The organism is Pseudomonas taiwanensis DSM 21245 (assembly GCF_000425785.1).
Classification (GTDB): Bacteria; Pseudomonadota; Gammaproteobacteria; order Pseudomonadales; family Pseudomonadaceae; genus Aquipseudomonas; species Aquipseudomonas taiwanensis.
In genome coordinates, this window is record NZ_KE384450.1 from 72,054 (window position 1) to 86,417 (window position 14,364).

The 14,364-nt window shown below is 62.7% G+C and carries 11 protein-coding genes and 1 tRNA gene; 4 read left to right on the forward strand and 8 right to left on the reverse strand.

Annotated features, from left to right (window positions below):
* Window positions 1–114: 114 nt before the first annotated feature.
* A tRNA-Arg gene (locus H620_RS0119285) sits at window positions 115–191 on the reverse strand.
* A 275-nt stretch (window positions 192–466) separates the two neighbouring features.
* On the opposite strand from H620_RS0119285, the gene gabD reads away from it, so the two are divergent.
* From gabD to H620_RS26000, 3 genes are all read left to right on the forward strand, one after another.
* A complete protein-coding gene (gabD, locus tag H620_RS0119290) occupies window positions 467–1,909 on the forward strand; it encodes an NADP-dependent succinate-semialdehyde dehydrogenase (RefSeq protein ID WP_023378141.1) in 1,443 nt (480 codons plus the stop codon).
* Between the two features lie 177 nt (window positions 1,910–2,086).
* Window positions 2,087–3,364 carry a 4-aminobutyrate--2-oxoglutarate transaminase gene (gene gabT / locus H620_RS0119295; protein WP_023378142.1) on the forward strand — a complete coding sequence of 426 codons (1,278 nt, stop codon included), beginning with the start codon at window positions 2,087–2,089 and terminating at the stop codon, window positions 3,362–3,364.
* Between the two features lie 137 nt (window positions 3,365–3,501).
* On the forward strand, window positions 3,502–4,803 hold the full coding sequence (locus H620_RS26000; RefSeq protein WP_081669737.1) for a response regulator: 1,302 nt from the start codon (window positions 3,502–3,504) through the stop codon (window positions 4,801–4,803).
* Window positions 4,804–4,848: 45 nt separating this feature from the next.
* Here the strand turns inward: H620_RS26000 and H620_RS0119305 are convergent, their stop codons facing one another.
* Together H620_RS0119305 and desA are read right to left on the reverse strand one after the other, a co-directional pair.
* Window positions 4,849–5,826: a GGDEF domain-containing protein gene (locus H620_RS0119305; RefSeq protein ID WP_027907887.1), complete on the reverse strand. Its 978-nt coding sequence runs from the start codon at window positions 5,824–5,826 to the stop codon at window positions 4,849–4,851.
* A gap of 141 nt (window positions 5,827–5,967) precedes the next feature.
* Window positions 5,968–7,152, reverse strand: a complete 1,185-nt coding sequence (gene desA / locus H620_RS0119310; protein ID WP_023378146.1) for a delta-9 fatty acid desaturase DesA — start codon at window positions 7,150–7,152, stop codon at window positions 5,968–5,970.
* Between the two features lie 143 nt (window positions 7,153–7,295).
* Here desA and dibA point away from each other — a divergent pair, with 143 nt between their 5' ends.
* The gene (gene dibA, locus H620_RS0119315; protein ID WP_027907888.1) at window positions 7,296–9,191 is read left to right on the forward strand and encodes a phosphodiesterase DibA; all 1,896 of its coding nucleotides are present in this window, start codon (window positions 7,296–7,298) and stop codon (window positions 9,189–9,191) included.
* A 51-nt stretch (window positions 9,192–9,242) separates the two neighbouring features.
* Here dibA and H620_RS0119320 read toward each other — a convergent pair whose 3' ends face one another.
* The 5 genes from H620_RS0119320 to H620_RS0119340 are packed head-to-tail and all read right to left on the reverse strand — an operon-like array spanning window position 9,243 to window position 14,350.
* Window positions 9,243–9,887, reverse strand: a complete 645-nt coding sequence (locus H620_RS0119320; protein ID WP_023378149.1) for a methionine ABC transporter permease — start codon at window positions 9,885–9,887, stop codon at window positions 9,243–9,245.
* A complete protein-coding gene (locus H620_RS0119325) occupies window positions 9,877–10,986 on the reverse strand; it encodes a methionine ABC transporter ATP-binding protein (protein ID WP_027907889.1) in 1,110 nt (369 codons plus the stop codon). Before H620_RS0119325 ends, H620_RS0119320 begins: the two co-directional genes overlap by 11 nt.
* A gap of 1 nt (window position 10,987) precedes the next feature.
* Window positions 10,988–11,788: a MetQ/NlpA family ABC transporter substrate-binding protein gene (locus tag H620_RS0119330; RefSeq protein ID WP_023378151.1), complete on the reverse strand. Its 801-nt coding sequence runs from the start codon at window positions 11,786–11,788 to the stop codon at window positions 10,988–10,990.
* A complete protein-coding gene (locus H620_RS0119335) occupies window positions 11,781–13,169 on the reverse strand; it encodes an LLM class flavin-dependent oxidoreductase (protein ID WP_027907890.1) in 1,389 nt (462 codons plus the stop codon). Before H620_RS0119335 ends, H620_RS0119330 begins: the two co-directional genes overlap by 8 nt.
* Window positions 13,169–14,350, reverse strand: coding sequence for an SfnB family sulfur acquisition oxidoreductase (locus H620_RS0119340; protein WP_023378153.1), 1,182 nt, complete (start codon window positions 14,348–14,350; stop codon window positions 13,169–13,171). The genes H620_RS0119335 and H620_RS0119340 overlap by 1 nt, the downstream gene beginning before the upstream one ends.
* Window positions 14,351–14,364: the final 14 nt, after the last annotated feature.

Genomic DNA, 14,364 nt, shown 5'->3' on the forward strand with positions numbered 1-14,364 from the left:
CGATTGAAAAACGTCATGACGCGGCGCGCCTGTTTTCGGCCGGGCTCATTCGCGAGTGGCCTGTCAGGCGGCCAGAACGAAAAAGCCCCGGGAGTGATCCCAGGGCTTTTGATATGGCGCACTCGGCGGGATTCGAACCCACGACCCCTGCCTTCGGAGGGCAGTACTCTATCCAGCTGAGCTACGAGTGCAACGCGCACGCATAATACCCATCTGTGTCGATGACGTCCATCGCCTTGATCTGTGGCCATTTTTCCCCCAGTCGTCCGGCACCACGCTGTACCTGCAGGGGCCGGCTTGGCGGAGGTTGCACCGTGAAATTCCAGACGGGGTGTTCAACCGTTCGTTCTTTTTTTCGAACAGCCTATTGTCCAACACCCCAGCACCCGCTTAGCATTCGTTTGAGATTTCAAACGCTCCGTGCCACGGGCGCGCTTTTCAACAATCAACAATTCGGGAAGCCGACATGCAGCTCAAAGACGCTCAGTTGTTCCGCCAACAGGCCTTCATCAATGGTGAATGGCTGGACGCGGACAGCGGCCAGACCATCAAGGTGACCAATCCGGCCACTGGTGAAGTCATCGGTACCGTGCCGAAGATGGGCACCGCGGAAACTCGCCGCGCCATCGAAGCCGCCGACAAGGCCCTGCCGGCCTGGCGTGCACTGACCGCCAAAGAGCGCTCGGCCAAGCTGCGCCGCTGGTTCGAACTGATGATCGAGAACCAGGACGACCTGGCTCGCCTGATGACCACCGAACAAGGCAAGCCACTGGCCGAAGCCAAGGGCGAAATCGCCTACGCCGCCTCGTTCATCGAGTGGTTCGCCGAAGAAGCCAAGCGCGTGTACGGCGACACCATTCCGGGCCACCAGCCGGACAAGCGTCTGATCGTCATCAAGCAGCCGATCGGTGTCACCGCCGCGATTACCCCGTGGAACTTCCCGGCCGCGATGATCACCCGTAAAGCCGGCCCGGCCCTGGCCGCTGGCTGCACTATGGTGCTCAAGCCTGCTTCGCAAACCCCGTACTCCGCCCTGGCCCTGGTCGAGCTGGCCAACCGTGCCGGCATCCCGGCTGGCGTGCTGAGCGTCGTGACCGGCAGCGCTGGCGAAGTCGGCGGCGAGCTGACCGGCAACTCCCTGGTACGCAAGCTCTCCTTCACCGGCTCGACCGAAATCGGTCGCCAGCTGATGGAAGAATGCGCCAAGGACATCAAGAAGGTTTCCCTGGAGCTGGGTGGCAACGCCCCGTTCATCGTGTTCGACGATGCCGACCTGGACAAGGCGGTCGAGGGCGCGATCATCTCCAAGTACCGCAACAACGGGCAGACCTGCGTCTGCGCCAACCGTATCTACGTGCAGGACGGTGTCTACGACGCGTTCGCCCAGAAGCTGGCTGCCGCTGTCGCCAAGCTCAAGATCGGTAATGGCCTGGAAGAAGGCACCACCACTGGCCCGCTGATCGATGGCAAGGCTGTCGCCAAGGTCCAGGAGCACATCGAAGACGCCGTTGGCAAAGGTGCCAAGGTGTTGGCGGGCGGCAAGATCATCGAAGGCAACTTCTTCGAACCGACCATCCTGGTCGACGTACCGAAGACCGCTGCCGTCGCCAAGGAAGAAACCTTCGGCCCGCTGGCGCCGCTGTTCCGCTTCAAAGACGAAGCCGAAGTCATCGCCATGTCCAACGACACCGAGTTCGGTCTGGCTTCGTACTTCTACGCCCGTGACATGAGCCGCGTGTTCCGTGTTGCCGAGGCCCTGGAATACGGCATGGTGGGTATCAACACCGGCCTGATCTCCAACGAAGTGGCGCCGTTCGGCGGCATCAAGGCTTCCGGCCTGGGTCGCGAAGGTTCCAAGTACGGTATCGAGGACTACCTCGAAATCAAATACCTGTGCATCAGCATTTGATGTAAAGGCTTTACCTCTGCCAGCGGGGCGCGAGAGCGACGCCTCGCTGGTCTTTTTGACACTGCAGTACCTGGTGGCCAGGCCGTTCGCGACAGTCGATCAACGAATACTGATCGCGGGCAGCGCCAGCCACCCCCGAATAAGAGCGCCGTCAGAGTCGGCGCGAATGAGGGCATTATGAGCAAGACCAACGAATCCTTGATGCAACGTCGTGTAGCCGCCGTCCCACGTGGCGTTGGCCAGATCCACCCGATCTTCGTCGAAAGCGCGAAGAACTCGACCGTGATCGACGTTGAAGGCCGCGAACTGATCGACTTCGCTGGCGGCATCGCCGTACTGAACACCGGCCACCTGCACCCGAAAGTGGTCGCGGCCGTGCAAGAGCAGCTGACCAAGGTCAGCCACACCTGCTTCCAGGTCCTGGCGTACGAGCCCTATGTAGAGCTGTGCGAAAAGATCAACAAACTGGTTCCAGGTGACTTCGCCAAGAAAACCCTGCTGGTGTCCACCGGTTCCGAAGCTGTCGAGAACGCCGTCAAGATCGCCCGCGCCGCCACTGGCCGTGCTGGCGTCATCGCCTTCACCGGCGGCTACCATGGCCGCACCATGATGACCCTGGGCCTGACCGGTAAAGTCGTGCCGTACTCCGCTGGCATGGGCCTGATGCCAGGTGGCATCTTCCGCGCCCTGTTCCCGAGCGAGCTGCACGGTATCAGCGTTGACGACGCCATTGCTTCGGTCGAGCGTATCTTCAAGAACGACGCCGAGCCGCGCGACATCGCCGCGATCATCCTCGAGCCAGTACAAGGTGAAGGCGGCTTCCTGCCAGCGCCGAAAGAGCTGATGAAGCGTCTGCGCGAGCTGTGCGACAAGCACGGTATCCTGCTGATCGCCGACGAAGTACAGACTGGCGCTGGCCGTACCGGTACCTTCTTCGCCATGGAACAGATGGGCGTTGCGCCTGACCTGACCACCTTCGCCAAATCCATCGCCGGCGGCTTCCCACTGGCCGGTGTCTGCGGCAAAGCCGAGTACATGGACGCCATCGCCCCGGGCGGCCTGGGCGGCACCTATGCCGGTTCGCCGATCGCCTGCGCCGCGGCCCTGGCCGTTATTCAGGTGTTCGAGGAAGAGAAGCTGCTGGACCGCAGCAAGGCTGTTGGCGAGCGCCTGACCGCTGGCCTGCGCAAGATTCAGGAAAAGCACCCGATCATCGGTGATGTTCGTGGCCTGGGCTCGATGATTGCTGTCGAAGTCTTCGAGAAGGGCACTCACACCCCGAACCCAACCGCGGTAGCCCAGGTGGTTGCCAAGGCGCGCGACAAGGGGCTGATCCTGCTGTCCTGCGGTACCTACGGCAACGTTCTGCGTATCCTGGTTCCGCTGACCGCCGAAGACGCGCTGCTGGACAAAGGCCTGGCAATCATCGAAGAGTGCTTCGCTGAACTCGCTTGATGTGACCTGCGTCAGAAAAAAACCCGCTTCGGCGGGTTTTTTTTGTGCCAAGAAAACGCCGGTGGCGCTATGTTTGTCGGAGGACTTGCCTTGGAAGCTGCAACGGATTGCGTGTCAGGGATATTCAGGAGTTGGCCATGAACGCTGCAGACCCCACCCCACCTTGCGTATTGATTGCCGAGGGCGACCCTTGGGTGCGCGATATGCTCAGCGAAATGCTGCTCAGTGTCCGCTGCGATGCTCGTCTGCAAGTGTGCGCCGATGGCGCCCAGGCGCTGACTGCACTGTCCAGCAAGCCCGACCTGATCATTGCGGCCCGTGAGCTGGCAGGTGTCGATGGTCTTGACCTGCTGCGCAAGGTCCGCGCCAAAGGCCCGGAGTTGCCGTTCATTCTCATGAGCAACCGCAGCGACAGCGCCAGTGTGCGCGAGGCCTTGCCATTGCACCCCACGGCCTACCTGAGCAAACCACTGAACCTCGATAGCCTGCGCAAGCGCCTGGAAGCGTTGCTGTTGGAAGTTGGCGAACAGATCGCTTGCCCGGTTCAACCCTTGCAGCCGGGTATCACGCTGAGTGCCTTCCTGGAGCAGCGCCGTGCCACCGCTGATGGCGGCCCCCTGTTCGCTGACGTGGAGCTTGCGATCAAGCGAGCGCTGAATCCACAGGGGTTGGACCTGAAGGTGCTCGAAGCCGAAGTGCGTGACGATCCGCAAATTACCGCGGTGCTGATCGCCGCTGCCAACAGCGCCGCCCTGCACCGCGATGCCCCGGTGCAAACCCTGTTGCAGGCGTTGAACAAGCTGGGCAGCACGCAGAGCATGAACCTGATACTGGGTATGACGCTCAAGCGCAGCGCGCGCCTGAGCGACCCGTTGCTGGCGAGCCAGGCCACGCACTTCTGGAAGCTGTCGCTGCACAGCGCTGAGTATGCCCGCAGCTTGGCGCGCATGCTCGAGCTCGATGAAGAGCGCTGTTATTGCGCAGGCTTGCTGCATTGCCTGGGCGACCTGGCTGTATTGCGCTGCCTGCAGGAGTGGCGACTGGGGGGAGGCGCACTGGACGAACATCAGGTGCAGCAGTCGCTTGATGAGTTCGGTGCGGCGTTCGGCTCGGCGTTGCGCACCCGTTGGCGCTTGCCGCTGAGTCTGCGCGAGCTGATTGCAGCCATCTACCAACTGGGTGGGGGGGTGTACTCGCGGGAGATCCTGGCCATGAACCTGGCTGGGCAATTGGCGCGGTTGCCTGGGGACCAAGGGCTGGAAAAGCTGGCCAGTAGCAAGACCGCCCGCCTGCTCAAGGTCGGCTTGCCCGAGTTGAACCGGCTGCGCAAGTTGGACAGTGCCGAGGTGAAGCCGAAGGAGGACGTGACGGTTGAGGTGGCTGTAGCAATTGCTGATGAAGAAGAGCCCTCATCCAACGAGGGAGAGTCTCTGGCCTGACAAACCGGAGTCGCAGTACGGGCCAGGCGCTGGTGGCTTGCCGGGTCATCCCATCACTATCTGGTTCTTGCCTTGCCGCTTGGCCTGGTACATGGCCGCATCCGCCCGGGCGAATACGCTGTCCAGCGATGCATCTTCATCGGTCAGCCCGGTCAATCCCTGGCTGATGGTCACGCCATAGGTGTGATCGCCATGGGTGAAGCTCAATCGCTGAATCTCTCGCTGCAGGCGCTCGGCGATCTGCTCCGCCATCTGCGCCGTGCAGCCTGGAAACACCGCGGCGAACTCCTCGCCGCCAATACGCCCGAATACGTCGCCGCGCCGTAGAACGGCTTTGCCGCTATCGGCGATGCGCTGCAGGACTTGGTCGCCTTCCTGGTGGCCGTAGCTGTCGTTGATCTGTTTGAAGTCGTCGATGTCCAGCAGCAGGAAGGCCAGTGGTGTGCCAGCCTCGCGGGCACTGGCGAAGGCCTGGTTGGCACAGTCGAAGAAATGCCGGCGATTGCTGCTCTGGGTCAGCACATCAGTGGTGGCCAGGCGCTGCAGTTCGCCTTCCAATTGCTTCTTTTCGGTGATGTCCTCGGCGATGCCGACGATGATCACGCGTTGCTCGCCATCACGCTGCTGATTGATGTAGCACTTGTCGCTAAGCCAGCGTACTTGGCCGTCGGCATTGATGATCCGATACTCGCGGTCTTCCATCGAGCCTTTGAGCAGCACCTGGGCCAGACTGCGTTCGGCGTGCTCCAGGTCATCCGGGTAGATGCTGTCGCGCCACTCGTTGTAGTCGGCCAGCACCAGGCTGGCCGGTCGGCCGAAGATGCGTTCGTAGGCTGGGCTGACGTACAACACTTGACGGGCTTCCCAGTCGAAAGCCCACAGCACTGCGTTGACGCTGTCGAGCAGCGAGCTGAAGAGCTGCTCACGCTCGCTGAGGCGGGCGACTTCACCTTGCGCATGCAGCAGAGCCAGCAGGGTCTGGGCGGCTTCCGGTGGTTGGGATGAATGGTTGGGCTTGGCCATGTGCACGAAGCAGTTCTCGACATGAAAGCGTGCGGCCACAGACCGGCCTGCCACGCGGGCGATGTGCCGATTTGAGTTCAAGTGCTGGCGGGAAGTTCCAGGCAAACGCCCCGCTGGATGGGGCGTGCCGATCAACGGTTATCAGGCGCCGGTAGGGCGCAGGGAGTAGGTCTTGAGCTGCGCTGCGAAGTCGTGCAGCGCGTGGATACCACTGGCCTCGGCCTCATGCACCCAGTCCTTGATGGCGGCAAGCATGTCATGGCCGTTGGCGCTGGTCCGGGCCCAGATCTGCTGCAGGGCCAGGCGCTTCTCGTAGATGGTCTTCAAGGCCTGGCTATGGGCGAGCATGGACTCGATGCGCGCGTGGTGGCGATCTTCCAGCAAGCTGGTTTCCCGCGACAGCAGGCGTTTGGCGCGGCGGAAGTGGTGGCGCACCGAGGCGTCCACCTTGGCCAGCTCTTGCTTGACCAGCGGGCCGATCACCAGCTTGCGGTACTGAGCCATGATCTGGAAGCGGTTGTTGAGGATGGCCATGGCGGTATCCATGTCCAGGCTGGCCTTACCCTCGACCCGGTGGGCGATAGGCGCGACCCGTTGTACCTTGGCCAGGCGCAGCAGGCAGAACAGGCGGATCCAGGCCCAGCCCATGTCGAATTCCCAGCGCCTGACCGAAAGCTTGGCCGAGTTAGGGTAGGTATGGTGATTGTTGTGCAGTTCTTCCCCGCCAATGACGATGCCCCATGGCACCAGGTTGGTGGCGGCGTCGCGGCATTCGAAGTTGCGGTAGCCGACGGCATGGCCCAGGCCGTTCACCACGCCTGCGGCCCAGAATGGAATCCACATCATCTGAACTGCCCAGACGGTGATGCCGAGGGTGCCGAACAGCAGCAGGTCGATGACGGCCATCAGCGCGATGCCGCCCAGCTTGTAGCGTGAATAGAGGTTGCGCTCGATCCAGTCATCCGGGCAGTTCTTGCCGTAGATGCGCAGGGTCTCGGGGTTGCGCGCCTCTTCCCGGTAGAGCTCCGCACCTTTGCGCAGCACGGTGCCCAGGCCCTTGTAGACCGGGCTGTGCGGGTCTTCAGGGGTTTCGCACTTGGCGTGGTGCTTGCGGTGGACGGCGGTCCATTCGCGGGTATTCTGCGCCGTGGTCAGCCACAGCCAGAAGCGGAAAAAATGCTTGAGCGCACCGTTGAGCTCCAGGGCGCGGTGGGCGGAGTAGCGGTGCAGGTAGACGGTGACGCTGACGATGGTCACATGGGTCATCAGCAAGGTGATGGCGACCAGTTGCCAGGCCGACAAGTCGAGCAGGCCGTTGTACCACATAGGTTTGGAAACCCTCGAAAACAGGGAAGGGCCTGATTATCCCTTGGTAGGGAAATAAAACCAGTCACCCTTTCAGATAGGAAGTCACGACATGTTTCAGCCTTTATAATGCCCCATCCTTTTTCATGGGCTTTGCACCCGACATGTCTGTTTCTGTTCGCGACGCCTTGCGCATGGCTGCGCTCTACGTGGTGCTCTCGATCCTCTGGCTGGTGATGTCCGAGGTGGTGTTGCACAGTATGTCTGAAGACCCGCTGGCGTTGACCGTGGGGCGGCAGATCAACGTCGTGCTCTGGGTGCTGGTCAGCGCTGCGCTGATTTTCGTCTCCCGCGCCCGCCTGCTCAATTTCATCGGGATGGGCGCCCGCCTGCGCAGCGAGGACCGTGAGCGCTTGCGCATGGCGGCCGCGGTGTTCGACAGCACCCTCGAAGGTGTGTTGGTCACCGATCGTCAGGGCCTGATCGTGCACGTCAATCGTGCGTTCATGCGCATTACCGGCTATCAGCAGGACGAAGTGCTCGGCCAGCGGCCCAGCAAGTTCAAGTCCGGACGCCACGGCGCGCCGTTCTACCAGCAGATATACGCCACTTTGGCACAGAAGGGCGAGTGGAGCGGAGAAATCTGGAACCGGCGAAAAAGTGGCGAGATCTACCCGCAATGGCAGACGATCTGCGCTATTCGCGACGATGGTGGTGACCTGACTCATTATGTTGCCGTGTTCAGCGATATCAGTGCGATCAAGCATTCCGAGCAGGAGCTTGCCTACGTGGCTCACCATGATCCGCTCACCGGTCTGCCTAATCGTTTGCTGTTCAACGACCGTGCCGCCCAGACCCTGGGTGCCGCCCAGGCCAACAAGCGCGGTTGTGGGTTGCTGCTGCTGGACCTGGACCACTTCCAGAGCATCAACGACGGCCTGGGCCACACCATTGGCGATCAGTTGCTCAAGCTGGTCGGCGAGCGCCTGGTCGAAGTGTTGGGCAATGGCGTGACCCTGGCGCGCCTGGGTGGCGACGAGTTCGGCGTGTTGTACGAAAACTGTCAGCAGGTCGGCCAGGCCGGCAAGTTGGCTCAGCGCATCATCGAACGGATGCGCGAACCGTTCACCTTCGACGGCCATCGCCTGTTCATCAGCGCCAGCGTCGGTATCAGCCTGTTCCCCAACGATGCGCTGAGCGCAGAGCAGCTGTTGCGCAATGCCGACTCCGCGCTGTTCAAGGCCAAGAGCAACGGCAGGGCCTGCTATGCGTTCTATACCGAAGAGTTGACCGCTCACGCCCAGCATCGGGTGGAAACCGCCGGCGAGTTGCGGCGGGCCCTTGAAGAGCAAGAGCTGCGGGTCTTTTTCCAGCCAGTGCATGACCTGTTCACATCGAAAATGGTCGGGGTCGAGGCACTGGTCCGCTGGCAGCACCCTCAGCGTGGCCTGGTACCGCCAGGCGAGTTCATCCCGATTGCCGAGCGCACGGGGCTGATCGCCGAAATCGATGCCTGGGTGTTGCACCAGGCCTGCCGGCAGATGGTGCAGTGGCAGGTTGAAGGGCGGCAGTTGGCGTTCGTCGCGGTGAACATTTCCAGCCGCCTGTTCAGCCAGAACGACCTGTATCGGCAGGTGGCCGAGGTGCTGCACGAAACCGGGCTGAACCCGGCTTTGCTGGAGCTGGAGGTGACCGAAAGCGCGGTGATGGAGGACCCGGAGGTCGCCTTGGAGCAACTGCACCGCTTGCGTGAGCTCGGTCTGAACCTGGCCATCGACGACTTCGGCACGGGTTACTCATCGCTGCTGCGGCTCAAGCGCCTGCCGGTACAGAAGCTGAAGATCGACCAAGGCTTCGTCGCCGGCCTGCCGCTCGATGACGATGACATCGCCATTGTCCGGGTGATCATCGCCCTGGCCCGCAGCATGGGCATGCAAGTGCATGCCGAGGGCATCGAGCAGCCCGAGCAGGCGCGGTTCCTGCTCGAACAGCAGTGTCAGCTGGGGCAGGGGTACTGGTTCGGACGCCCAGTGCCCGCGCGGGATCTGCACTGGGGTTGATCCCTTTGCTGGCAAGCCAGCGCCCTATGGGAGCCGGCTTGCCAGCGAGACTCACCGCTTGTTCAACCCTTTCGCCAGCCGATCTCCACCCAGCTGGATCAGCGCCACCAACGCTACCAGCAAGGCGATGACGGTCAGCATGATCTGGCTGTCGAAGCGCTGGTACCCGAACCGATAGGCGATATCCCCCAGCCCGCCAGCGCCGATCGCCCCGGCCATGGCCGAGGAGTTGATCAAGGTGACCAGGGTAATGGTAAATCCGCCGACGATCCCGGGTAACGCCTCGGGCAGCAGCACATGCCAGACGATGTGCCAGCGGCGGCAACCCATGGCCTGGGCTGCTTCCACCAGGCCATGGTCAACCTCGCGCAGGCTGACTTCGGCAATACGGGCGAAGAATGGTGTAGCAGCGATGGTCAGTGGCACCACGGCTGCCCACACGCCATAGGTTGTGCCGACCACCAGGCGGGTGAAGGGGATCAGTGCGACCATCAGAATCAGGAACGGGATCGAGCGGAACAGGTTCACGAACGCTCCTGTCACCCGGTTCAGCAGCGGCGCCTCGAAGATTCCGCCCTTGTCGCTGGTGACCAGCAGCACCGCCAGGGGCACCCCTACCAGCAGCGCGATCAATGAAGACACACCGACCATCAGCAACGTGTCGAGCAAACCTTCCAGCAAGCGATCAAACCACATGGCCCAGCACCTCCACGTCTTCTGCCCAGAGGCAGGCACGCTCCAGCAAGTGGTGAGTGTCGTGCGGCGAACCCTGCACCGACAGGATCAGTTGCCCCAAGGCCTGCTCGCCGATGGTTTCCACACCGCCCTGGAGTAACCGCACACGACCACCCAGGTCATTGAACAGTTCGGAAAGCGCGGGCTCGCCGATGACGGTCAGCTTGAGGACCACTGCACTGTTACGTCCGGCCGGGGCCGACCTGAGACTGGCCTGCAGCGCTGCGGGAAGCTTGGCCTGCAATGGCGCCAGCAAGGTCCGTGTGACTTCGTGGCGGGGAGAGCCGAACACCTTCCAGACTTCACCCTGCTCGACAACTTCGCCGCGTTCGAGCACCACCACGCGATGGCAGATGTCACGGATCACCGCCATCTCATGGGTGATCAGCACCACCGTCAGGCCCAGGCGCAGGTTGATGTCGCGCAGCAGTTCGAGGATCGAGGCCGTGGTTTCCGGGTCCAGCGCCGAGGTGGCCTCGTCGCACAGCAGGATCTCGGGGTCATGGACCAGCGCCCGGGCGATGCCGACCCGCTGCTTTTGTCCCCCGGACAGCTGCGCCGGGTAGACATGATGCTTCTCGCCAAGGCCCACCAGTTCCAGCAACTCGCGTACTTTGCGCTGGCGCTCGGCCCTGGCCACGCCGGCCACCTTCAGTGGCAGTTCGACGTTCTGCCACACGGTCTTGGCCGACATCAGGTTGAAGTGCTGGAAGATCATGCCGATGCGTCGACGCAGCGCAACCAGGCGATCCTCGTCGAATGGGGCGATGTCCACCTGGTCGATCAATACCCGGCCCTGGCTGGGTTGCTCCAGGCGATTGATGGTACGCAGCAGTGAGGACTTGCCTGCGCCACTGCGTCCGATGATGCCGAAGATCTCACCGCGGCGGATGTTCAGGTCGATGCCCTGCAAGGCCGGTTGCGCCTGGCCGGGGTAGGTCTTGCCCAGGCCAATGAAGCGCACGTGGGCTTCATTGACGTCCGGGCGCAGGGCCTGCTCGCGTGACGGTGGTGGCGAGGTGTCGGTGATGGGCGCCTTGAAGGCGCGGGCCTGGCTCATGTCAGCCTTCCCAGCCGGCCTGGTAGAGCTTGCCGTGCGCCTTGTTCAGCGCCGCGCGCACGGTCGGCGAGTGCTGGTAGATGTCGACGAACTTGGCCAGGCGTGGGTCGTTCTTGGTTTGCGGACGAATGACGAACTGGATGACGTATTCCTTGTTCTCCAGGCCATCGAACAGCAGTGCCGAAGTGGCGTCGAAACTGTTGGCCAGGCGGATGTAGGCAGGGTAGCCCTGGACCAGGTCGGCATCGTCATAGGCACGCACCAACTGGACGGCCTCGACCTGGAGGATTTTCAGCTTTTTCGGGTTGGCGACGATGTCGTCTTCGGTGGCCTTGTAGCCAACGCCCGGCTTGAGGGTGATCAAGCCAGCCTTGGCCAGCAGTTGCAACCCGCGTCCGCTGTTGATCGGGTCATTGGCAATGGCCACGCTGGCGCCTTCGGGCAGTTCGGCGAAGCTTTTGTATTTTTTCGAGTACAGCCCGACGTTGTTGATGATTCCCGGTGCGTACGGCACCAGGTCAAATCCAGCGGCGGCCTTGGCGTTCTCCAGGAAAGGGATGTGCTGGAAGTAATTGACGTCGATGTCGCCGCTGTTGAGGCTGACGTTGGGTGCGATCCAGTCGCTGAACTCGATCAGCTTCACTTCCAGGCCTTGCTTGTGCGCCTCTTCCACGGCGGCCTCCAACGGAATCGCGAAGGCTGCGGTGGTGCCGATCTTCAGAGGCTCGGCGGCGAGCAGCGAGCTGGACAGGCCAAGGGTCAGGGCGATGGCCGCGACGGGCCGGAACAGTTTCTCAAGCATGGTGCAGGACTCCAGTCGGAGCAGGGGCGGTTGAGCGGTAATTCGAGCCAGGGTGGCCGTCGGGCAAATAGGGGTGAGCGCTGTCGAACAGCTTCTCGCGCAGGGTGCCCTCGGCGTAGGCAGTCTTGTAGCGGCCTCGTTGTTGCAGTTGCGGGACCACCAGGTCGATGAAGTCTTCGAAACTTTCCGGGGTGACGGTACGGGTCAGGTTGAAACCATCCAGACCGGTCTCGTCGATCCAGGCGATGAGCTGCTCTGCGACCTGTTCGGCAGTGCCGACCAGGGTCACGTAGCGTCCGCCCAGAGCGTGCTGCTGCAACAGGCGGCGGCGGGTCCAGGCGTTCTCCTGCAACTGGCGGGTGGCCGACTGGATGGCATTGCCTTTGCTGAAACCGATGGGCTGGTCCAGCGCATAGGCGGCGAAGTCGATCCCGGTGGAGGCCGCGAAGTGCGCTACACCCGCTTCGGGGCTGGCGTAGCGCAGGTATTCGGCATGCTTGGCCTGCGCCTGGTCTTCGGTGGGCGCGACGATCACGGTGATGCCCATGAACACCTTGATGGACTGGGGGGCGCGGCCGGCGACCTGGGCCGCTGCGCGCACCTTGTCGACCTGGGCGCGGGTGCCGGCCTTGTCCTGCCCGCTGATGAACACGCATTCGGCATGATTGCCGGCAAAGGCCAGGCCGCGAGGCGAGCTACCGGCCTGGAACAGCACCGGGGTGCGCTGCGGCGAAGGCTCGCACAGGTGATATCCCTCGACCTGGTAGAACTCGCCTTGGTGCCGAACTTTACGCACTTTGTCTGGCCGGGCGTAGATACGCTGTTCGCGGTCTTGCACCACGGCATCGTCGTCCCAACTGCCTTCCAGTAGCTTGTACAGCACCTGTAGGTATTCATCGGCCTGGTCGTACCGGCGGTCGTGCTCAGGCTGCTGCGCAAGGCCCATGGCGCGGGCGGCGCTGTCGAGGTAGCCAGTGACGATGTTCCAGCCGACCCGGCCATTGCTCAGGTGGTCGAGGGTCGAGAGGCGTCGTGCGAACAGGTACGGCGCCTCGTAGGTAAGGTTGGCGGTCAGGCCGAAGCCCAGGTGGCGGGTCACCGCGGCCATGGCCGAGACCAGCAGCAGTGGGTCGTTGACCGGTAGCTGGATGGATTCCTTGAGCGTCAGGTCCAGCGAACTGCCATAGATGTCGTAAGTGCCGACGATGTCGGCGATGAACAATCCGTCGAATAGCCCGCGTTCGAGCAGCTTCGCCAGGTCGGTCCAGTATTCCAGGGTCTTGTAGCGTGTCGAAGTATCCCGGGGGTGGGTCCACAGCCCGTGGTTGATATGCCCGACGCAGTTCATGTTGAAGGCATTGAGCAGAATCTGCTTGGCCATCAGATGGTCCCCCGGCGCGGCGGGTTCGTGTCGTTCAGGTAGTAGTTGCCGATGGCGTGGTACTTCCAGCGCACCGGGTCATGCAGGGTATGAACCCGGGCATTGCGCCAGTGGCGGTCGAGGTTATGTTCGGCGAGGGTGGCCTGGCTACCGGCCAATTCGAACAGCGTGGTGCCGGCGGCGAGGGAGATTTCGGTGCTGATCGCCCGTGCCTCGGCCACGGCGATCGACGCAGCGGCGACGGTGTCGGCGTTGCTGTCGTCGCGGGCGCGGTCGAGGTATTCCCCTGCGCGCTCCAGCAGGGCTTCGGTGGCGTGCAGGCGGATCGCCAGGTGACCGAAGCTTTTCAGGGTCAGCGGATCGTCAGTGGCTTTGTCGAGGCCGGAGTCGACCCAGGGCCGGCTGCGGGTGCGCACGAAGTGCAGGGCATCCTCATAAGCGGCGCGGGCGATACCGGTGTCGATGGCGGCATGAAGAATCTGGGCCAGCGGGCCGACGGGTGTCGGCCGCTCGAAGGCGCTGTCGAACGGCACCACGTCGTCGGCGCGCACGAACACGTTGTCGAACACCACCGAGCCGCTGCCGGTGGTGCGCTGGCCGAAGCCACTCCAGTCGTCGATCACCTGCAGCCCTCGGCTATTGGCAGGGACGAAGGCCAGGTGCTGAGTACCGTGCTCATCGACGACCGAGGTGGGGATGCGCTGGGCATAAAGCGCACCAGTGGCGTAGAACTTGCGGCCATCGATACGGAAACCTTCGCCATCGCGGGTGAGGCGAGTGGTGCGGTCGTGGGCGGTCTTGGTACCCAGTTCGGCCAAGGCATTGCCAAAGCGCTGACCTTTGAGAACTTCACCGTAAAGGCGTCTTTGCTGCTCAGTGCTGCCATTCACGCGCAGCACTTCCAGGGCGTAGAAGTGGTTTTGCGGGATCTGCCCAAGGGAGGCGTCGGCCTGGGCGATTCGGGCGATGACCTTGGCCAGCGTGACGTTGGATACGCCCGCGCCGCCGAAGGCTTTGGGCACGCTGATGGCCCACAGGCCAGAGCGGCTGAACAGATCGAGCTCGGCGTGGGGCAGGCGGCGTTCGCGGTCGCGCAGGGGGCTGTCCTGGCGCAGTTTCTGGGCAATTTCTTCAGCGACGGACAATGCCTGGGCATCGCTGGTGATGATCGATGTCGTCATTTTGTTCTCCGGGG